The following is a 17,810-nucleotide window of genomic DNA, read 5'->3' on the forward strand; positions in this document are numbered from 1 at the left end:
GGGCGGAAGGGGGGGAGGCGGAAGTATCTGTCATTGCCGGCATCCTTTGGGTTGGTGATCCTGCTCGGTACCCGGGTGCACCTGGCTCGGACGGCTCTCGGCAGACAGTGCGGCGCGCCGGCGCTGGCACAGCGCGGCCGGCAGGACAGGCAGGTGTCGGTCGCGAGACGGCATCCGTGTGCGGTGTGCCCGGAGCGGCCTCGCTGCTGGCGTGGCCGCCGCGTTCGACATGATAGGAATTTTCCGACCGGCAGCCGGCCCTGTCGAGGGCGATTCCAAGCTATTTCCGCCCGCCATGAGCAAGATCAAGTCCACGTGTGATCAATGGATACCCGCGCCGCAGCAGGCGTCATACCAGTGAGAAGCTCGCCACATAAGGTCTGGCGGCGGTGTGTGCGCAAGCGCGCCACCATGACCCCGGCCGGGTGATGCATGAGCGGGAGTGATCTGAAATAATTGGAGCCGACCATGAAGGTTTTAGTACGTGGACTGAAAGCAGGCCTGGACGCGGCGGCACTGCGCGAGGCGCTGGCGCGGTATGCGAAGATCCGTTCGGTGGAACTGGTGGAAGCGGGCGACCCGAAGCACCCGTGGGCGTGGGTCGATATCGATGCCAGTGCGCTGACGGTGTGGAAGCTGGTGGCGCGGCTGGACCGGCGCTATATCGCCGGCTGCCACCTGCGCTGGCATGTGCCGGCGTACCGCGCGCGCTGAAGCGCCGGCACAGCATCGGCCTGCATCGCAAGGACAATCAGGAAAGAACAATGATCAAGTGGCTTCAACGCGCAGGATGCCTGTCCGCCCATGCCGTCGTGCCGCAGGCTCCGGCCGCGGCCAGCGTGCAGGGCCGGCATGACCTGGCATTCGACACCATCAGCAATGCGCGCGACCTGGGCGGCCTGGCCGGCGCGGGCGGACGCCGCGTGCGCCAGGGGCGCCTGTACCGCAGCGGCAACCCCGCGCTGGCCAGCGCGGCGGACCTGGAGCGGCTGCAGACGCTCGGGCTCGACATGGTGGTGGATTTCCGTTCGCCCGGCGAGAAGTCGCCTGAAGAGGCCGCCTTCGGCCAGCGCTTCCACTGGGTGGCGGCGCCCGTGCTGGAGGGCAGCATGGCGATGGATGTGCTGATGCCGCGCCTGCGCGCCAGCACGCCGGCACAGATGGATGCCTTCATGCTGGAGGTCTACGGCGACTTCCCGGTGCGCTACCGCGAGGCCTTTGCCGGCTTCATGCGTACCGCGCAAGGCGGCAAGACGCTGCTGTTCCACTGCACCGCCGGCAAGGACCGCACCGGCTTTGCCGCACTGCTGTTGCTGGCGGCGCTGGGCGTGGCGCAGGACGATATCCTGGCCAACTACCTGGAGTCGAACCAGCGCAATGCGCAGTTCAACCAGACTGCGTTGGCGCGCATGGCCGGGCTTGGCGTGGCCCCCGCGGTGATGACGCCGCTGCTGGAAGTCCGCGCCAGCTATCTCGATGCGTCGATGCAGGCCATCGACGCGGGCTGGGGCAGCGTCGACAACTACCTGCGCGACGCGCTCGAAGTGGACGTCGCGCAGCTGCGCGGGCACTACCTGGCAGGCTGACTCAGAGCTGCCCGCATTCGCGCAGGATGCGGGCGGTGTTCAGCGCAATCATCCCTTCTTCATCGGTCGGCAGCACCAGCACCGGCACGCGGCTGTCGTCGCGGCTGACGCGCTGGCTGTTCTCGCCGTTGGCGCCACCGTCGAGCGCGATGCCGAACAGCCCCGCCAGGTGTTCGCAGATGCGTGCGCGCACCGGCGGCGAGTTGGCGCCGATGCCCGCGGTGAACACCAGCGCGTCAAGGCCGCCCAGCGTGGTGGCGAGCTTGCCGATCTCCTGCGCGGCGCGGTAGGCATAGAAGTCCAGCGCCAGCCGCGCGCGCGGCGCATCGCTGGCCAGCAGCGCGCGCATGTCGCTGCTCACGCCTGACAGTCCCTTCAGCCCGGATTCCTGGTACAGCATCGTCTGGATCTCGGCCGGCTTCATGCCCTGCTGCGCCAGCCACAGCAGTGCGCCGGGATCGACCGAGCCGCAGCGCGTGCCCATGGGCAGGCCGTCGAGCGCGGTCAGGCCCATGGTGCTTTCCACGCTGCGGCCGTCGCGCATGGCGCACAGGCTGGCGCCGTTGCCCAGGTGGGCCACGATCACGCGGCCCTCGGCCAGGTCGGGCGCGACCTGGCGCAGCCGGCGCGCGATGTACTCGTACGACAGCCCGTGGAAGCCATAGCGCCGGATGCCGCGCTCGTAGTACGCGTAGGGCAGCGCCATCAGCTGCGCCAGCACGTCGTGGCCGGCATGGAAGGCGGTGTCGAAGCAGGCCACCTGCAGCAGGTCCGGCACAGCCTCGCGCACCGCGCGGATTGCAGTCAGGTTGTGCGGCTGGTGCAGCGGTGCCAGCGGCACCAGCGCTTCCAGCTTTGCGATCACCTCGTCGTCGATGCGCACGGCCTGCGCATAGTCGGCACCGCCATGCACCACGCGATGGCCGATCGCCACCGGCGGGTTGTCGCGCAGGCCCACGCTCAGTACCAGCCGCACCAGGCGGAAGGCGGCGTCGTGGTCGGCCACCTGGGCCTGCGGGAAGGTCTCGTCGGCGACCACGCGCCCGTCGGCCATGCGCGCGGTCAGGCGCGGCGCCACGCCGATGCCCTCGATCTGGCCGTGCGCGCTCAGCACCGGGTTGATGTCGGCATTGCCATGCGCGGCGTCGGGCACGGCGTAGACCGAGACCTTGACGCTGGATGAGCCGGCGTTGACAACGAGGATGACGGGATGCACGGCGGGGTGGATGGCGGGCACGCTGGATGGACTCCCAAGTGGTTGCGCAAGGGCTGCACGGGCATGGCTCAGACCTGCGCCGCGGCTGCGGCGCTGCGGCGCGCATGGGCCAGCAGCACGGCAATGGCGCAGCTGCCGATGCGCGCGCGCACACTGTCGGCCCGGCTGGTGAGGATGATGGGAACGCGCGCGCCCAGCACGATGCCGGCGGCTTCGGCGCCGGCCAGGAAGGTCAGCTGCTTGGCCAGCATATTGCCCGCTTCCAGGTCCGGCACCAGCAGGATGTCGGGGTCGCCGGCCACGTCGGAGTCGATGCCCTTGGTGATGGCTGCTTCGCGGCTGATGGCGTTGTCGAAGGCGAGCGGGCCGTCCAGCATGCCGCCGGTGATCTGGCCGCGCCGTGCCATGGTGCAAAGTGCCGCGGCGTCGATGGTGGAGGGGATCTTGTCGGTGACGGTTTCCACTGCCGACAGGATCGCCACCTTGGGCCGCTCGATGCCCAGCACGCGCAGCAGGTCGATGGCATTGCGGCAGATATCGGCCTTCTCATTGAGCGTGGGGAAGATGTTGACCGCCGCATCGGTGATGAACAGCGGCTTGTGGTAGCGCGGCACGTCCATCGCGAACACGTGCGACAGGCGCCGCCCGGTGCGCAGCCCGCTGGCCGTGGCGGTGACGGCGTGCAGCAGTTCGTCGGTATGCAGACTGCCTTTCATCAGCAGTTCGGCGTCGCCGGCGCGCACGGCTTCGACCGCGCGTTCGGCCGAGGCGTGGCTGTGCGCCGTGTCGATGACGATGGTGTTGCCCAGCGCCATGCCGTGCTCTGCCGCCACCTGCCGGATGCGCGCGGCAGGGCCCACCAGGATCGGCACGATCAGGCCCAGTTCCGCCGCTTGCAGCGCGCCGCCCAGCGAGGCGGCGTCGCACGGATGCGCCACCGCGGTTGGGATGGGCGGCAGCCCCGCGCAGCGCGCCAGCAGCGTGGCGTACTTGTCCGGCGCGTCTGCGGCGGGCGCGGCAAGTTCGGACATGGCGGACGTGGCAGGCGAGGCAGCGGTCATGACGATGTTCCGTAAGCGAGGCAGCGGCTAGGGTACCCGGCCCGCGTCATTGCGTCGAGCCTGGCGCCGGCCGCGCGCGGGTGCGCGATTGCTGCGGTGCGCAAAGTGCCCTGCGCCAGTATAGGCGACGATTCTTTCCAGTCGATGACCGCGCGGTGCGCTAACAGTGTGGCATTGCGCGCAACCAGTCTCTGGGTTGCACCGCAGGGCAGCGGCTGGTACGCTTGGTTTTGTTGCAGAGCAACATGCGTCACTCCGGCCGCGCCGCCAAGCGCGCGGATACGCCGGACGGGGCGCCAACCAGGGGAGTGGAATGACCGCACGCGAACGCGCCGACCTGCCGCGGGACAGCAGCGCCACCTCGACCGCTACCAGTCTGTCCGCGCACGCCAACCCGTTCGCGGCACTGGCACAGCCGGCGCTGGAATACGCCCTGGACGCCTGGCAGCGCACCGTGCTGCTGCTCGACATCCTGCGCCAGCGCGGCAACGAGTCCGCCGAGCATGAGCTTGAGGGCATGCCGCCCGTGCTGGTGTTCGAGCACGAACTGCTGGCCGATGGCCGCCAGCTGCCTGAACCCGCCAACTACGCGCTGCTGCGCATCGTGCCGCCGGCGGACAGCCCGACAGATCCCGCCCTGCGCCCCTTCGTGGTGATCGACCCGCGCGCAGGCCACGGCCCGGGCATCGGCGGTTTCAAGGCCGACAGCGAGATCGGCATCGCGCTGCGCACCGGTCATCCGTGCTATTTCATCACCTTCTTCTACGAGCCCTGCCCGGGCCAGACCATCGAATCGGTGGCGCGCGCCGAGGCTGCCTTCCTGCAGATCGTTGGCGAGCGCCACCCGGATGCACCGGGCAAGCCCTTCATCATCGGCAACTGCCAGGCTGGCTGGGCGCTGATGATGCTGGCCGCGGTGGCGCCGGAGCGCACCGGCCCGTTGCTGCTGGCCGGCGCGCCGCTGGCGTACTGGTCCGGCGTGCGCGGGCGCAACCCGATGCGCTACAGCGGCGGCCTGCTGGGCGGTTCGTGGCTGGCCTCGCTGATTGCTGACCTGGGCAATGGCCGCTTCGACGGCGCCTGGCTGGTGGAGAACTTCGAACAGCTCAATCCCGCCAATACACTGTGGGAGAAGCTCTACGACGTCTATGCGAAGGCCGACACCGAAGGCCCGCGCTTCCTCGACTTCGAGCGCTGGTGGGGTGGCCACTTCCTGATGAACCGCGCCGAGATCGACTGGATCGTGCAGAAGCTGTTCGTCGGCAACCGGCTCACCGCGGGCGAGGTGCGCAGCACCGACGGCAAGACCGTGGTGGACCTGCGCAACGTGCGCTCGCCGGTGATCATCTTTGCCTCCTGGGGAGACAACATTACGCCGCCGCAGCAGGCGCTGAACTGGATCCCGGACCTGTACGCGAGCGATGAGGAACTGGTCGCCAACGACCAGGTGATCGTCTACTGCCTGCACCCGACCGTGGGCCACCTCGGCATTTTTGTCTCCGCGGGCGTGGCCAACCGCGAGCACAGCGAACTGTTCTGCGCACTGGACCTGATCGACGTGCTGCCGCCGGGCCTGTACGAGGCGAAGATCGAAGACGTCGCGCCCGACCTGCGGCACCGCGACCTGGTCGAAGGGCGCTACCTGATGCGCTTCGAGCGCCGCGGCATTGCCGACATCCTGGCGCTGGACGACGGCCGCGACGACGAGCGCGCCTTCGAGGTGGTGCGGCGCGTGGCCGAGGTCAACCAGCATATCTACGACACCTTCGCCTCGCCGTGGGTACGCGCCATGTCCAACGAACTGAGCGCGCAGTGGCTGCGCGCGCTGCATCCCGCGCGGCTGGAGCGCGAGCTGGCGACCGACGTGAACCCATGGATGGCGTGGATCGGCGCGCTGGCGCCGCTGGTGCGCGAGCATCGCGCGCCGGTATCGGCGGACAATCCGCTGCTGACGCTGGAGCACGCGGCCTCGGCGCAGATCGTCAGCGCGCTCGACCAGTTCCGCGACCTGCGCGATGCCTGGTACGAGCGGGCCTTCGAGGCGATCTACGCTTCGCCGGCGATGGCGGCGCTGGTGGGGCTGCGCGCGCCGGCGCCGGTCAACCTGGAGTCGCCCGTGACTGTGGCGCTGCGCAAGGAGCTGGCCGCGCGCCGGCTGCATGATGCCGAGGCGGCGATCGGGCAGGGTGGCACGCTGGAGGCCTTTGTGCGCGTGCTGGCCTACGTTGCCGATCGCCCCAGCGCCATCGAGGAGCGGCCGTTCAACCTGCTGCGTCGTATCGCGCGCGAACAGCAGCAAGCCACCGGGCAATCCGGCGGCCAGGCCGACCTGGCCGCGTTCAAGACCGCGGTGCGCCAGCAGAGCTTTATCGTCAGGCTGGATCCGCAGCGCGCGATCCGGGCGCTGCCGGCACTGGTGCCGGACCGCGAGACCCGCCGCAAGCTGATGGTGGCGGCGCATCGCGTGATGACGGTCGGCGGCCCGCTGTCAGGCGAGCGGCTGGGGCGCTATCGCGAAGTCGCCGAAGTGATGGGGACGGGTCATCCGCGCGAGGTTGCCGACTCAGCCAAGGGGGATGAGGCCGCGCACCAGGACTGAGTGCGCCGGACCGATCCGCAATTCGGATTACCATAGCCGCGTCTCGGACTCCATTGCGGTGCCGGCCACCGGCACCCGACATCCATGCTTGAACTTCAGGGAGCCATCTGGTTCCGCTCCGGCTCGCAAGACTGGGGCGGCAAGGACCGCATCGCGCTGCTCGCCGCCATCGGCGAACACGGCTCGATCACCGCAGCCGCGCGCGCGGTCGGCATCAGCTACAAGGCCGCGTGGGACGCCATCGATGCCATGAACAACAGCGCGGGCGAGCCGCTGGTGGTGCGCGCCGCCGGGGGCAAGGGCGGCGGCGGCACGCACCTGACCGCGCGCGGCGAGCAACTGATCCGCACCTATCGTGCGCTGGAAGGCGAACACCAGCGCTTTGTCGCACAGCTGTCGCTCTTGGGCGAGGGGGCGGCCGACGATATCCACCTGATGAGGCGAATGATGATCAAGACCAGTGCACGCAACAAGCTGTTCGGGCGCGTGGCCAGCGTGCGCGGCGGCGCGGTCAATGACGAGGTCGTGCTGGAACTGCCCGGCGGGCAGCAGATCGTTGCCACCATCACGCATGAAAGCGTCGAGACGCTGGCCCTGGCCGAGGGCGCGGAGGCGTTTGCGCTGATCAAGGCATCTTCGGTGCTGGTGGGGCTGCCCGATCCGGGGATGCGGCTGTCGGCGCGCAACCAGCTGCCGGGCGTGGTGTCGCGCGTGATGCCGGGTGCGGTGAATGCCGAGGTGGTGATCGAACTCGACGGCGGCGGTACGGTTGCGGCGATCGTGACCAATGGCAGTGTGGAAGCGCTGGGGCTGCAGGTGGGGGTGGCTGCGCTGGCGGTGTTCAAGGCGTCAAGCGTGATCCTGGGTGTAGTGGCGTGAGGTAGTCCTGCGGCAGGAATGGGAAGATGGGCGGGCATGGCGGCTGCCCCCGGCGTGCAATAATAGCCACCCAAAAAAACAGCCGTTCCACATCCAATGCACGCCGCCCTGGCCGGCTTCTCCCTCGGTCTTTCCCTGATTCTTGCCATCGGTTCCCAGAATGCTTTCATGCTGCGACAAGGGTTGCGGCGCGAGCATGTGTTCTGGGTCTGCCTGGTGTGCGCGCTTTCCGATGCGCTGCTGATCCTGCTGGGCGTTTCCGGCTTTGCCGTGATGATCCGCGAGCTGCCCTGGCTGGGTGCGGCGATGCGCTACGGCGGCGCGGCTTTCCTGATCTGGTATGGCGCGCGCAGCTTCCTGGCCGCGTGGCGCTCGAACGCGGTGCTGGATCCCAGCGACGCCGCGCCGCGGCCGCTTGGGGCCGCGCTGGCGGTGTGCCTGGCGTTCACCTGGCTCAATCCACATGTGTATCTCGATACGGTGATGCTGATCGGTTCGGTGTCGACGCAGTTCGCAGGGAACGCGCGCGAGTTCGCCGCGGGTGCCATGACCGCGTCGTTCCTGTTCTTCTTTTCGCTGGGCTATGGCGCGGCGCTGCTGCGGCCGGTGTTTGCGCGGTCGCGTGCGTGGCAGGTGCTGGAAGTGGTGATCGGCATCACCATGTGGGTGATTGCCGCGCGGCTGCTGCTGGGCTGATTGCAAGGAGACAGACGCATGCCAGGAAACGTCGAGATCAAGGCCCGCATTGACAGTATCGAAGCCGTGTTGCCGCATGCGGCAGCGCTGGCCGACAGCGGTCCCGAATACATCCGCCAGGACGATACCTTCTTCCCCTGTGTCAACGGCCGGCTCAAGCTGCGCGAGTTTGCGCCCGACCGCGGCGAGCTGATCTTCTATGCGCGTGCCGACGAGGCGGGGCCGAAGGAGAGCTTCTATATCCTGTCGCCGACGCGATCGCCGGATACCCTGCGCGCGGCGCTGGCCGCGGCGCATGGCGAGGGCGGGCGGGTGCGCAAGCTGCGCACGCTGTACCTGGCTGGCCGCACGCGCGTGCACCTGGACCGGGTCGAGGACCTTGGCGATTTCCTGGAATTGGAAGTGGTGCTGGCCGAAGACGAGCGCCTGGAGAACGGCGTGGCCGAAGCCCACGCATTGCTGGCGCGGCTGGGCATTCCCGCGTCCAACCTGATTGAAGGCGCTTACGTCGACCTGCTGCGCGCGGCTCAGGCCACGCGCGCCGACACCGGCGCGTAGACCGGCGGATGGTGGCGGCTGGTGCCGCTGCCGAAGATGCGGCCCTCGCGGATTTCCAGCACGTGGTCGCCCAGCGCCTCGACATCGGCGGGATCGTGCGAGATCACCAGCATCGGCACATCCAGGCTGGCCTGCAGCGTGCGCAACTCCGCGCGCATGCGCGCGCGCAGCGCGGGGTCGAGCGCGGAGAAGGGTTCATCCAGCAAGACGATGTCGGGCTGCGCCACCAGCGCGCGCGCCAGTGCCACGCGCTGCTTCTGGCCGCCGGAGATCTCCGCCGGGTAGTTGCCGACGATGTCGGCCAGGCCGAAGGCGTCGATCCAGCGCTGCGCTTCCGGATGCACGGCGCCGCGGCGCGGGTTGCGCCAGCCGCGCGACAGGCCGAAAGCGATGTTCTGGCCCACGGTCAGGTGCGGGAACAGCGCGTATTCCTGGAACAGGTAGGCCACCCGGCGCTCTTGCGGGCGCACGTCGATGCCGGCGTCGGCATCGAACAGCGTGCGGCCGTTCAGCACGATGCGGCCGCTGTCCGGTGCCAGCAGGCCGGCGATGGCGCGCAGCGTCAGGCTCTTGCCGGCGCCCGAGGGTCCGAATAGCGCAATGCGCCGGCTGGCCGAATCGAAATCGATATCCAGTGCAAAGTGGCGGTCGGCCGAGACCATCTGCTTGCGGATGCTGACGTGCATGCTCATGGCGGGTCCCGGCTTAGCGGATGCGCGGGCGCAGGCGCCGGCGTTCATAGAGTTCAGCGGGATTGCGCGCGGCGGCCGGCACCAGGCGCCCGGCGACCACCAGCAGCAGCACGCAGGTGACGGAGGTCACCAGCACCAGCAGGTTGGCGGTGTTGTCGTCGCCGGCCTGCACCGCCTCATAGATGGCGACTGACAGCGTTTGCGTGCGTCCGGGCAGGTTGCCGGCGATCATCAGCGTGGCGCCGAATTCGCCCAGCGCGCGGGCAAAGGCCAGCAGCACGCCGGCGATGATGCCGCGCGCGGCCAGCGGCAGCGTGACGCGGAAGAAGATGCCGGCTTCGGGCACGCCCAGCACGCGGGCGGCGTTTTCCAGCTGATGGTCCACGCCTTCAAAGGCGGCGCGCGCTGACTTGAGCACCAGCGGGAAGGCGACGATGGTGGAGGCCAGCACCGCGCCCTGCCAGGTGAAGACCAGTTCGATGCCCAGGCGCGCCAGCCACTCACCGAAGATGCCACGGCGCCCGACCAGCACCAGCAGGTAATAGCCGAGCACCGTGGGCGGCAGCACCAGCGGCAGCGTCAGCACCGCATCGACCACGTCACGCAGCGGCGAGCGCCAGCGCGCCAGCGCCCAGGCCGCGCCGACGCCGAGCACGGCATTCAGCGCGGTGGCCCAGCCGGCCACCTTCAGCGACAGCAGCAGCGGTACCCAGACGGCGTCCATGGTGCGCGCAGCGTTCCGTCAGGGCTTCTGGAAGCCGAAACGCGACAGGATGGCCTGGCCTTCCGGCGAGGCGACGTAGTCGACGAACTGCGCCGCTTCCTTCTGCTGGCGCGTCTGGCCGGTGATGGCGATGGGGTAGGTCACCGGCGTGCGGCTTGGCACGCGCACGGCCACCTTGACCTTGTCCGGCATCACCGCGGCGTCGGTGGCAAAGACGAAGCCGGCCTGGACTTCGCCGCGCGCGACGTAGTCCAGGCTCTGGCGCACGTTCTGCGCCGGCACGCCCTTGGCGGCCACGGCGTCCCACAGCCCGGCCGCTTCCAGCGCGCCGCGGGTGTAGCGGCCCACCGGCACCGAGGCCGGGTTGCCGTAGGCGATGCGCTTCACTTCCGGGCGGGTCAGGTCCTGCAGCGAGGCGATGGCCAGCTTGCTGTCCGCGGGCACGATCAGCACCACCTGGTTGGCGGCGAAGTTGCGGCGCGAGGCCGGCGCGATCACCTTCTCGGCCTCGGCCTTGTTCATTGCCTCCTGGTCGGCCGAGGCAAACACGTCGGCCGGCGCGCCCTTGATGATCTGCTGCATCAGCACGTCGGACGCGCCGAAGTTCAGCACCACGTGCGTGCCGGGATGGGCGCGCTCGAACGACTCGGCCAGCGACTTGAAGGCATTGGTCAGGCTGGATGCCGCGGACACCACCAGGTCGGCGGCAAAGGCAGGCGGCGCGGCCAGCGCCAGCGTGGCGACGCAAGCGGCCAGCAGGAACCCGCGGCGGCAGGAACGGAGGGCAGACATCGGAATCCTCGGGAATCGGCCAGCCGGCATGTGTGGCAAGGCCTGTGCGGGTGGACTGTCACGCGCAATATACGTCTGTATATAGCGCTACGTCAATGATGCGCCATGACGGCCGTCATGGGTATTCGACGTGGCTTAAGTGCTGTATCAGGGACTGCGAATGAGCCCCAGTGGTGGGAGCCGGCGCCCCCGGGCGCCAGCCGTGCCGGTTTCACGCCGGCGGCATGCCATCCTTGAACAATGACTTCAACTGGGTGCGCAACTCAGGGGTGTCCTGATGCTGGTGCACCGCTACCGCGTGCTGGACCGCGGCTTCGAGCAGTTCGTCTTCGCTGTCGGCGCTCATTGCCACCGTGCAGTGGGTGTCGCTCGGGAACTCGCGGCAATCGATAAACTTGCGTGCCATGATGCCTCCTGACGCCGGCCCGCAGAGTGGGCTGGAGCCGGTGCATCCAGTATAGGCACGGCGGTAGCCGTCTACAGCACTGGCGTCAGCACTCTGCCGTCAGCCAGGAATGCATCCAGGTTCTGCAGCGTCAGCGCGGTCATGGCGGCGCGCGTTTCATGCGTGCCGCTGGCCATGTGCGGCGCCAGCACGACATTGTCCAGTGCCATCAGTGCGGGCGGCACGTTGGGCTCGTCCTGGAACACATCCAGGCCGGCGCCGCCCAGGCGCCCGTCAACCAGAGCCTCGACCATTGCCGCCTCGTCGATCACGCTGCCGCGCGACACATTGACCAGGATGCCCCTGGGCCCGAGGGCGTCGATGACCTCGCGCGATACCAGCCCGGCCGTCGACGGCCCGCCGACGGTGGCCACCACGAGGAAGTCGGCCCATGTCGCCAGCGCCTTCAGGTCCGGCTCGAAGCGCCACGGCGCGCCCTCGCGCGGGCGGCGGTTGTTGTAGGCGATCTCCATGTCGAAGCCCTGCGCGCGGCGCGCCACGATCTCGCCGATGCGGCCCAGCCCGAGGATGCCGAGCTTCTTGCCCGACACGCGCGTGGTCAGCGGGAAGCCGCCCTGCGGCCAGCGCCCGGCGCGCACGAAGCGGTCGCCATGGGCGATGCCGCGCGCCGCGTCCAGCAGCAGCCCGAAGGCCAGGTCGGCAACGCAGTCGTTGAGCACGTCGGGTGTGTTGCTGACCTGGATGCCGCGCGCGCGGGCCGCATCCAGCGCGATCGCGTCATAGCCCACGCCGAAGCTGACGATGGCTTCCAGGCGCGGCAGCGCATCGATCAGCGCCGCGCTGCAGCCGTGGCGCGCCGAGGTCACCACCACGCGCACCTGCTGGCCCTCGCTGCGCGTCCACGCGATCGGATCGGCCTGCTGCCACAGCGCGGCGGCGCCGTAGTGTTGCTGCAGGGTGGCATTGGTCCGCGGCGCGAGCGGGCCGACCTGGAGGATCTGGGGAGCAGGCATGGGATGCGGGATGCAAGGAGGGGACGGGCAATGGTAGCGCAAGGGGCCCCTCATGCGCAGGGAGCTGGCAAAGCGTGCGCGCGCAAGTTGCGCGATGTTCATGCAGGCCGGTGGTATCGCGCCCGCGGGCGGCGGGTTATGCTGCGATCCTGATCCCTGTTGCCCCACTTCACGTGCCATGAAAACCATCTACCTGGCTGGCTTCGACGTCTTTCGCAAGGATGCGCGCGCCTGGGGCGAGCACCTCAAGTCGCTGTGCGCGGCGCACGGCTTCAGCGGCCTGTATCCGCTCGACAAATCCGCGCCCGATGGCCTGTCGGGCGCCGACACCGCGCGCTGGATCTATGACGCCAATCTTGCGCTGCTGCGGCGCGCCGACATGGTGATGGCCAACCTCGACGATTTCCGCGGACCGGGCGAGCCGGATTCCGGCACCGCGTTCGAGGTGGGCTTTGCGGTGGCGCTGCAGAAGCCGGTCTGGGCCTACAGCGCGGATGCGGGCACGCTGCGCGAGCGCGTCACCGTGGCCACCGACGAGGATGGTGCGCCGCTGGATGCGCGCGGCTTCGTGGTGGAGGATTTCGGGCTGGGCAAGAACCTGATGCTGGCGTGTTCGGCGAAGCTGGTGCAGGGTGGGGCGGCCGAGTGCCTGGCGGCGATGGCCGAGGCGATTCACCGGCGCGCGGCTGAAGCGGCCGCGCGCCGCGAGCGCGACGCGGCCGCGTGGGGCGACGACTAGCGCTGCAGCGACAGCACCCCGGCCGCGATATCGGCCGCCGTGGTGGCGACGATCTCGCGGTACGCCGCCACGACGCCATCGACCGCGCCGGGCGCCGGCAGCTCTGCCTGGGTGCGGCCGCTGACCACCTTGCCGTCAGGCAGCCGCCGCACGGTCCAGTTGATGGTGGCGCCGGCACGCTGGCCCACGTCGGCATCCAGGCGCAGCACTTCCGTGGTGATCCGGTACAGCGGCTGCACGTCGGACATCCCCTGCTGGTAGGTGTCGACCGCGCCCAGCGTGGCCTGCAGGCGCTGCGACAGCGCGTCGCGCAGCTCGTCGGGCAGCGGCGCGGACCAGCGCGCCAGGTCCAGCAGGCGCAGGCCGGCGTCGCCGCCATCGCGCACCACCAGTTGCGGGCGGTTGAGCCGCTCCGGCACGCGCACCGGCGCGACTTCCAGCCATAGCGTGTTGGTCGATGCCGGCGTCGTCGTGGCCGGCAGCGGCGCGGCCGCGCCCTGCGCCAGCGTGTAGTAGCGCGGCTCGGGCGAGGCGCACCCGGCCAGCACGGCCGCGGTCAGCGCGCCGGCGAGGAGGCTGGTGATAGAAAGGCGCTTCATCATTCTTGCTCCGGCTTGCCGCGCAGCAGCGCTTCAGGGTGGCGTTCAAGGTAATCGGTCAGCGTGCGCAGCGACGTGGCGGTGCGCGTCAGCTCCTGCAGCATGCGGCGCGTGTCCTGCTGCAGCGGCGCGTCCGAGGCCAGCGTGCCGTTGGCCGCCGTCAGCGTCTTGCGCGCATCCTGCAGCGCGGCCAGCACCTGCGGCGCAACGTCGCCGTTGAGCTGCTGCACCAGCTTGTCGGCGGTTGCCAGTGTCCTGTTCAGGCTGGCCACCGTGGTGCGCAGGTCCTGGCCGATCTGGTCGAACGGCACCTTGTCGATGCGGTTGACGATATCGCCCACCTGCGCCTGCAGCTGGTCGAAGGTGCCAGGCGTGGTGGCGAATTCCGGGATCGGCGCGTCCAGGTCGACCTTGGCCGGCGGTGCCTTCGGGAAGAAGTCGAGCGCCACGTAGAGCTGGCCGGTGAGCAGGTTGCCGGTGCGCAGCTGCGCGCGCATGCCACGCTGCAGCAGCCCCTGGATGATCTTGCGCGCGCGCTCGCGGTCTTCGACATCGCGTTCGCGGAAGCCCATGCGCGACGGGTACAGCTCCACCACCACGGGCATGCGGAACGCTTTCTTGTCGCGCTGGTACTCGATGCCGATCGAACGCACCTGGCCCACGATTACACCGCGGAAATCCACCGGTGCACCCGGCGACAGCCCGCGCACGGACTGGTCGAAATTGAGCACCGCCAGCGTGGGCGCCAGTTCTTCCGGCTCCTTCATCGCCTCGGCCTGGTCGTTGGCCAGCAGGAACTGCGTGTTCTCGGCTGCGGCGTCGGTGGCGGTGGTGTGGTCCGGCGCCTGGAAGGCGACGCCGCCCAGCAGCACCGTCACCAGTGACTGCGTCGACAGCTTGAGCCCGCCGGCATCGAGCTTCAGGTCGACGCCGCTGGCATGCCAGAAGCGCGTGTCGGCGGTGACCAGCTTGTCATAGGGTTTGTTGACGAACACGCGCAGCGTGAGGTCGCGCCCGTTGGGGTCGAGCTGGTAGGCCACCACCTGGCCCACCAGCACGCGCCGGTAGTAGACCGGCGAGCCGATATCGAGCGAGCCCAGCTCGGAGGCGCGCAGCACGAACTGCTTGCCGGAGGCATCGGTGGTCACCACCGGCGGCACTTCCAGCCCCTTGAAGTCGCGCGCGGATTCATTCGACTTGCCCGCGTCCACGCCGATATAGGCGCCCGACAGCAGCGTCTCCAGCCCGGACACGCCGCTGGCCGCAAAGCGCGGGCGCACCACCCAGAAGCGGGTGTCGGCCACGGCGAAGTTCTCGGCGTCCTTGGTCAGGTCGATCGACGCCACCACATGCGAGCGGTCGCGTGCCAGCCGCACCGACTTGACCAGCCCGATGTCGACGTCCTTGTAGCGCACCGCCGTCTTGCCGGGCGTCAGGCCCTCGGCGGTGCGGAAGGTGACCGTGATCTCCGGCCCGCGCGAGGTCAGCGTATGCACCAGCAGCGAGATGCCGACCACCGCGGCGACGATCGGGATCAGCCAGACCAGCGAGGGCAGCCAGCGCGCGCGGCGCCGGCGTTCTGGCCGCGGCAGGCCCGGTGGTGCCGGCGGGGGCGAACCCGAGGGTGTGGAGGCTTGGTTGTCAGTGTCGGGCATTGTTGTCTTCCAGCGAATCCCACAGCAGGCGCGGATCGAAGCTGAGCGAGGCCAGCATGGTCATGACCACGACCGCGCCGAAGGCCATGGCGCCGCCGCCTGGGATGATGGTGGCCAGCGCCCCGGCCCGCACCAGCGAGGCCAGCAGCGCCACCACGAAAATATCGAGCATCGACCAGCGGCCGATCACCTCCACCAGCCCGTACAGCCGGGTCTGCTGCCGGATCCGCCAGGTCGAGCGGAAATGCACGGACAGCAGCAGGAAGGTGAGGATCACCATCTTCAGCAGCGGCACGATGATGCTGGCGATCAGCACCAGCCCGGCCAGCATGTGCGAGCCGGACAGCCACAGGTAGATCACGCCGGACAGGATGGTGTCCTGCTGCGTGCCGAGGATGGACTGGGTCACCATTACCGGCAGCACGTTGGCGGGAATATAGAGGATAAAGGCGGCCAGCAGGAAAGCCCAGGTGCGCGCCAGGCTGTCGGGCTTGCGATGGTGCAGGGTGGCGCCGCAGCGCGGGCAGGGCTCGCCCTCCAGTGTGCGCGGGCTGACCAGGTCGCAGGCGTGGCACGACAGCAGGCCCAGCCGGCTGGCGGTCGGGACCTGCGGCAGCGGGCTGCGCTCGTCGTCGTCGGTGAGTTCGGCCACCACCTCGCGCGCCAGCTGGCGCGGGCGGGCCAGGCGGCCGCCTGGCTGGCGGGGACGCTGCGTCGGCGGTTGCGGCTGGTCCGTCATCGGCCTTCCTCGCCCGCGGCCGCGGCGTTGTCATCGGGTGTTTCCAGATGGCGCCACAGGTCGCGCGGATCGAACGACAACATCGCCGCCAGCACGATCACCAGCGCCGCGAACGACCACAGCGCGATGCCGGGCAGCACGCGCGCCATGCTGGACAGCTTCACCAGCGTGACCAGCACGCCGATCATGAAGACTTCGATCATGCCCCAGGGCCGGGTCTGGCGGATGCCGCGCACGATGCGGTCGAAGCCGGCGGGCATGCGGTGCTGCGCCATCGGCACCAGCAGATAGGCCATCATCAGCATTTCGGACAGAGGAAAAAGGATGGTGGTGGCGAACACCAGTGCCGCCACCAGCCCCATCTTGTCGGTGTACAGGGCCTGCACGGCGCCCAGCAGCGTGGTCTGGGTGCGGACCCCCTGCAGGTCCATCTCGACGATCGGGTAGGCGTTTGAGACCAGGAACAGGATCAGCGCGGTGATCACCAGCGGCAGCAGCCGTTGATACTGGCGGCGGCTTTCGCGGTAGAGCTGGCCGCCGCAGCGCAGGCACAGCGCGCGCTCGCCGGGCGAGATCGGCGTGCGTTCGTAGACCGCGTCACAGTATTCGCATGCCACCAGCCGGTGCAGCATGGCCGGCGAGAGGTCCGGGGTGGCGGGCGCGCCGGGCGCGTCGTGTCCTGCCATCAGCCGGGGTGCTTGCCGGTCGTGGCCGGCGGGACGTCGGGGTTGTCGACCACGGCCGGCGCCGGCGGCGCGGCCGCCAGTGCCTCGCTCTGCTTCAGGTCTTGCTTTACCTCTGCCTGCGAGCCGATGGTCCAGTCGCGCAGCAGCGCATAGGCCACTGCCAGCAGCGTCGGGCCGATGAACACGCCCAGGAAGCCGAACGCCAGCGCGCCGCCGAGCACGCCCAGCATGATCCAGATCAGAGGCATGCCGGTGCCCTTGCTGATCAGCAGCGGCTTGACGATGTTGTCAGCCATGCTGACCACGCCCACGCCCCATACCACCAGGAAGATGGCCCAGCCGGTGGCGCCGGTGTGGTACAGCCACAGCGCGGCCGGCAGCCACACCAGCGGCGGGCCGACCGGGATCACCGACAGGAAGAAGGTCACGAAGCCAAGGATGGCAGCGCCCGGCACGCCCGCGATCCACAGGCCGATGCCGGCCAGAACGGCCTGGATGAAGGCCGTGCCCAGCACGCCGTAGACCACGCCCTTGACGGTGCTGCCGGCCAGCTCCAGCAGGTGGTCGGCGCGCTCGCCGGCGATGCGGTGCATGCCCGCGCGCAACCAGGCAATGGCAAGCTCGCCGCCGGTGTAGAAGAAGAACGCCAGGATGATCGACAGCGCCAGCTGGCCCAGCCCGGCGCCGATCGACAGCCCGGCGCCCAGCAGCATGTGGCCAACCGGGGCGATCAGCTTGCGCAGGTTGGCGACCATCTCGGAATCGGCATTGATGACGCTGTTCCAGGAGTTCTGCAGGTAGGAGCCGACATAGGGAAGGCTGCTCAGCCAGGCCGGCAGCTGCGGGATGCCGTGTTCCCTATAGCGGTCAACCAGCGCGGACAGCTCGTCCAGGTGCGCCGAGAAGCTGGCGCCGGCGTAGACGAACGGACCCAGCACCACCACGGTGGCCAGCAGCACGCAGATCAACGCTGCCAGGCTGCGCCGGTTGCCCAGCCAGCGCGACAGCACCGTGTAGGGGTACCACGAGCTGAAGGCCAGGATCGCGCCCCACAGCAGCGCGGTGGTGAACGGCGCGAGCACCAGCAGCGAGCCGCCGATCAGCACGATCAGTGCGAAGACGGCTGCGATCTTCTCAATTAACTGGCCGGAACTCATGGATGGATCTCCC

General features: G+C 69.3%; 19 protein-coding genes. 7 read left to right on the top strand and 12 right to left on the bottom strand.

Translation table 11 applies throughout. The features are described 5' to 3' along the window. The first annotated feature begins 468 nt into the window (after positions 1 to 468). The gene (locus AC3WRI_RS21570; RefSeq protein WP_010811526.1) at positions 469 to 714 is read left to right on the top strand and encodes a hypothetical protein; all 246 of its coding nucleotides are present in this window, start codon (positions 469 to 471) and stop codon (positions 712 to 714) included. A gap of 50 nt (positions 715 to 764) precedes the next feature. Then, a complete protein-coding gene (locus tag AC3WRI_RS21575; RefSeq protein ID WP_439671309.1) occupies positions 765 to 1,586 on the top strand; it encodes a tyrosine-protein phosphatase in 822 nt (273 codons plus the stop codon). Position 1,587: 1 nt separating this feature from the next. On the opposite strand, the gene AC3WRI_RS21580 is transcribed toward AC3WRI_RS21575, so the two are convergent. Beyond that, positions 1,588 to 2,823: an acetate/propionate family kinase gene (locus AC3WRI_RS21580; RefSeq protein WP_454749302.1), complete on the bottom strand. Its 1,236-nt coding sequence runs from the start codon at positions 2,821 to 2,823 to the stop codon at positions 1,588 to 1,590. Between the two features lie 47 nt (positions 2,824 to 2,870). Beyond that, positions 2,871 to 3,833 carry a phosphate acetyltransferase gene (locus AC3WRI_RS21585; RefSeq protein ID WP_492294070.1) on the bottom strand — a complete coding sequence of 321 codons (963 nt, stop codon included), beginning with the start codon at positions 3,831 to 3,833 and terminating at the stop codon, positions 2,871 to 2,873. A 343-nt stretch (positions 3,834 to 4,176) separates the two neighbouring features. Here AC3WRI_RS21585 and AC3WRI_RS21590 point away from each other — a divergent pair, with 343 nt between their 5' ends. From AC3WRI_RS21590 to AC3WRI_RS21605, 4 genes are all read left to right on the top strand, one after another. Further along, the gene (locus tag AC3WRI_RS21590) at positions 4,177 to 6,462 is read left to right on the top strand and encodes a DUF3141 domain-containing protein (protein ID WP_439671311.1); all 2,286 of its coding nucleotides are present in this window, start codon (positions 4,177 to 4,179) and stop codon (positions 6,460 to 6,462) included. An 84-nt stretch (positions 6,463 to 6,546) separates the two neighbouring features. Further along, positions 6,547 to 7,341 (top strand): TOBE domain-containing protein, encoded by a 795-nt coding sequence (locus AC3WRI_RS21595; RefSeq protein ID WP_010811530.1) that lies wholly within the window; start codon positions 6,547 to 6,549, stop codon positions 7,339 to 7,341. 96 nt (positions 7,342 to 7,437) lie between these two features. Next, positions 7,438 to 8,037, top strand: coding sequence for a LysE/ArgO family amino acid transporter (locus AC3WRI_RS21600; RefSeq protein WP_492294058.1), 600 nt, complete (start codon positions 7,438 to 7,440; stop codon positions 8,035 to 8,037). A gap of 18 nt (positions 8,038 to 8,055) precedes the next feature. Continuing rightward, the gene (locus tag AC3WRI_RS21605; protein ID WP_439668590.1) at positions 8,056 to 8,595 is read left to right on the top strand and encodes a class IV adenylate cyclase; all 540 of its coding nucleotides are present in this window, start codon (positions 8,056 to 8,058) and stop codon (positions 8,593 to 8,595) included. Here the strand turns inward: AC3WRI_RS21605 and AC3WRI_RS21610 are convergent. The 5 genes from AC3WRI_RS21610 to AC3WRI_RS21630 form a co-directional block, all read right to left on the bottom strand. Further along, positions 8,565 to 9,287: an ATP-binding cassette domain-containing protein gene (locus AC3WRI_RS21610; protein ID WP_058696993.1), complete on the bottom strand. Its 723-nt coding sequence runs from the start codon at positions 9,285 to 9,287 to the stop codon at positions 8,565 to 8,567. The two genes, AC3WRI_RS21605 and AC3WRI_RS21610, sit on opposite strands and share 31 nt — an antisense overlap. Before the next feature lie 13 nt (positions 9,288 to 9,300). Then, entirely contained in the window at positions 9,301 to 10,011 is a 711-nt protein-coding gene (modB, locus tag AC3WRI_RS21615; RefSeq protein ID WP_058696992.1) for a molybdate ABC transporter permease subunit, read from the bottom strand. An 18-nt stretch (positions 10,012 to 10,029) separates the two neighbouring features. After that, complete coding sequence (modA, locus tag AC3WRI_RS21620) at positions 10,030 to 10,803, bottom strand: molybdate ABC transporter substrate-binding protein (RefSeq protein ID WP_010811535.1); 774 nt, start codon at positions 10,801 to 10,803, stop codon at positions 10,030 to 10,032. Between the two features lie 211 nt (positions 10,804 to 11,014). Further along, positions 11,015 to 11,209: a DUF1059 domain-containing protein gene (locus tag AC3WRI_RS21625; protein ID WP_010811536.1), complete on the bottom strand. Its 195-nt coding sequence runs from the start codon at positions 11,207 to 11,209 to the stop codon at positions 11,015 to 11,017. A gap of 71 nt (positions 11,210 to 11,280) precedes the next feature. Beyond that, positions 11,281 to 12,222, bottom strand: a complete 942-nt coding sequence (locus AC3WRI_RS21630) for a 2-hydroxyacid dehydrogenase (protein ID WP_492294059.1) — start codon at positions 12,220 to 12,222, stop codon at positions 11,281 to 11,283. A 178-nt stretch (positions 12,223 to 12,400) separates the two neighbouring features. Here AC3WRI_RS21630 and AC3WRI_RS21635 point away from each other — a divergent pair, with 178 nt between their 5' ends. Continuing rightward, positions 12,401 to 12,961 carry a nucleoside 2-deoxyribosyltransferase gene (locus AC3WRI_RS21635; RefSeq protein ID WP_176844232.1) on the top strand — a complete coding sequence of 187 codons (561 nt, stop codon included), beginning with the start codon at positions 12,401 to 12,403 and terminating at the stop codon, positions 12,959 to 12,961. Here AC3WRI_RS21635 and AC3WRI_RS21640 read toward each other — a convergent pair. Genes AC3WRI_RS21640 through AC3WRI_RS21660 form a run of 5 tightly spaced genes read right to left on the bottom strand, consistent with a single transcriptional unit; the run spans position 12,958 to position 17,797 of the window. Next, complete coding sequence (locus AC3WRI_RS21640; RefSeq protein ID WP_492294060.1) at positions 12,958 to 13,563, bottom strand: PqiC family protein; 606 nt, start codon at positions 13,561 to 13,563, stop codon at positions 12,958 to 12,960. The two genes, AC3WRI_RS21635 and AC3WRI_RS21640, sit on opposite strands and share 4 nt — an antisense overlap. Further along, positions 13,560 to 15,215, bottom strand: a complete 1,656-nt coding sequence (locus AC3WRI_RS21645; RefSeq protein WP_010811540.1) for a PqiB family protein — start codon at positions 15,213 to 15,215, stop codon at positions 13,560 to 13,562. The genes AC3WRI_RS21640 and AC3WRI_RS21645 overlap by 4 nt, the downstream gene beginning before the upstream one ends. Then, positions 15,202 to 15,954: a paraquat-inducible protein A gene (locus tag AC3WRI_RS21650; RefSeq protein WP_439668593.1), complete on the bottom strand. Its 753-nt coding sequence runs from the start codon at positions 15,952 to 15,954 to the stop codon at positions 15,202 to 15,204. Before AC3WRI_RS21650 ends, AC3WRI_RS21645 begins: the two co-directional genes overlap by 14 nt. Next, positions 15,951 to 16,640 carry a paraquat-inducible protein A gene (locus AC3WRI_RS21655; RefSeq protein ID WP_010811542.1) on the bottom strand — a complete coding sequence of 230 codons (690 nt, stop codon included), beginning with the start codon at positions 16,638 to 16,640 and terminating at the stop codon, positions 15,951 to 15,953. Before AC3WRI_RS21655 ends, AC3WRI_RS21650 begins: the two co-directional genes overlap by 4 nt. Continuing rightward, entirely contained in the window at positions 16,640 to 17,797 is a 1,158-nt protein-coding gene (locus tag AC3WRI_RS21660; protein ID WP_010811543.1) for an AI-2E family transporter, read from the bottom strand. The genes AC3WRI_RS21655 and AC3WRI_RS21660 overlap by 1 nt, the downstream gene beginning before the upstream one ends. Positions 17,798 to 17,810: the final 13 nt, after the last annotated feature.

The sequence above is a fragment of the Cupriavidus sp. FW305-27 genome (assembly GCF_058787995.1).

What these genes read in the sequence shown, in the direction of transcription:
- AC3WRI_RS21570 (WP_010811526.1), top strand. Translation starts at nt 469, where the DNA reads ATGAAGGTTTTAGTACGTGGACTGAAAGCAGGCCTGGACGCGGCGGCA.
- AC3WRI_RS21575 (WP_439671309.1), top strand. Translation starts at nt 765, where the DNA reads ATGATCAAGTGGCTTCAACGCGCAGGATGCCTGTCCGCCCATGCCGTC.
- AC3WRI_RS21585 (WP_492294070.1), bottom strand. Translation starts at nt 3,833, where the DNA reads ATGTCCGAACTTGCCGCGCCCGCCGCAGACGCGCCGGACAAGTACGCC.
- AC3WRI_RS21590 (WP_439671311.1), top strand. Translation starts at nt 4,177, where the DNA reads ATGACCGCACGCGAACGCGCCGACCTGCCGCGGGACAGCAGCGCCACC.
- AC3WRI_RS21595 (WP_010811530.1), top strand. Translation starts at nt 6,547, where the DNA reads ATGCTTGAACTTCAGGGAGCCATCTGGTTCCGCTCCGGCTCGCAAGAC.
- AC3WRI_RS21600 (WP_492294058.1), top strand. Translation starts at nt 7,438, where the DNA reads ATGCACGCCGCCCTGGCCGGCTTCTCCCTCGGTCTTTCCCTGATTCTT.
- AC3WRI_RS21605 (WP_439668590.1), top strand. Translation starts at nt 8,056, where the DNA reads ATGCCAGGAAACGTCGAGATCAAGGCCCGCATTGACAGTATCGAAGCC.
- AC3WRI_RS21610 (WP_058696993.1), bottom strand. Translation starts at nt 9,287, where the DNA reads ATGAGCATGCACGTCAGCATCCGCAAGCAGATGGTCTCGGCCGACCGC.
- modB (WP_058696992.1), bottom strand. Translation starts at nt 10,011, where the DNA reads ATGGACGCCGTCTGGGTACCGCTGCTGCTGTCGCTGAAGGTGGCCGGC.
- modA (WP_010811535.1), bottom strand. Translation starts at nt 10,803, where the DNA reads ATGTCTGCCCTCCGTTCCTGCCGCCGCGGGTTCCTGCTGGCCGCTTGC.
- AC3WRI_RS21625 (WP_010811536.1), bottom strand. Translation starts at nt 11,209, where the DNA reads ATGGCACGCAAGTTTATCGATTGCCGCGAGTTCCCGAGCGACACCCAC.
- AC3WRI_RS21630 (WP_492294059.1), bottom strand. Translation starts at nt 12,222, where the DNA reads ATGCCTGCTCCCCAGATCCTCCAGGTCGGCCCGCTCGCGCCGCGGACC.
- AC3WRI_RS21635 (WP_176844232.1), top strand. Translation starts at nt 12,401, where the DNA reads ATGAAAACCATCTACCTGGCTGGCTTCGACGTCTTTCGCAAGGATGCG.
- AC3WRI_RS21640 (WP_492294060.1), bottom strand. Translation starts at nt 13,563, where the DNA reads ATGATGAAGCGCCTTTCTATCACCAGCCTCCTCGCCGGCGCGCTGACC.
- AC3WRI_RS21645 (WP_010811540.1), bottom strand. Translation starts at nt 15,215, where the DNA reads ATGCCCGACACTGACAACCAAGCCTCCACACCCTCGGGTTCGCCCCCG.
- AC3WRI_RS21650 (WP_439668593.1), bottom strand. Translation starts at nt 15,954, where the DNA reads ATGACGGACCAGCCGCAACCGCCGACGCAGCGTCCCCGCCAGCCAGGC.
- AC3WRI_RS21655 (WP_010811542.1), bottom strand. Translation starts at nt 16,640, where the DNA reads ATGGCAGGACACGACGCGCCCGGCGCGCCCGCCACCCCGGACCTCTCG.
- AC3WRI_RS21660 (WP_010811543.1), bottom strand. Translation starts at nt 17,797, where the DNA reads ATGAGTTCCGGCCAGTTAATTGAGAAGATCGCAGCCGTCTTCGCACTG.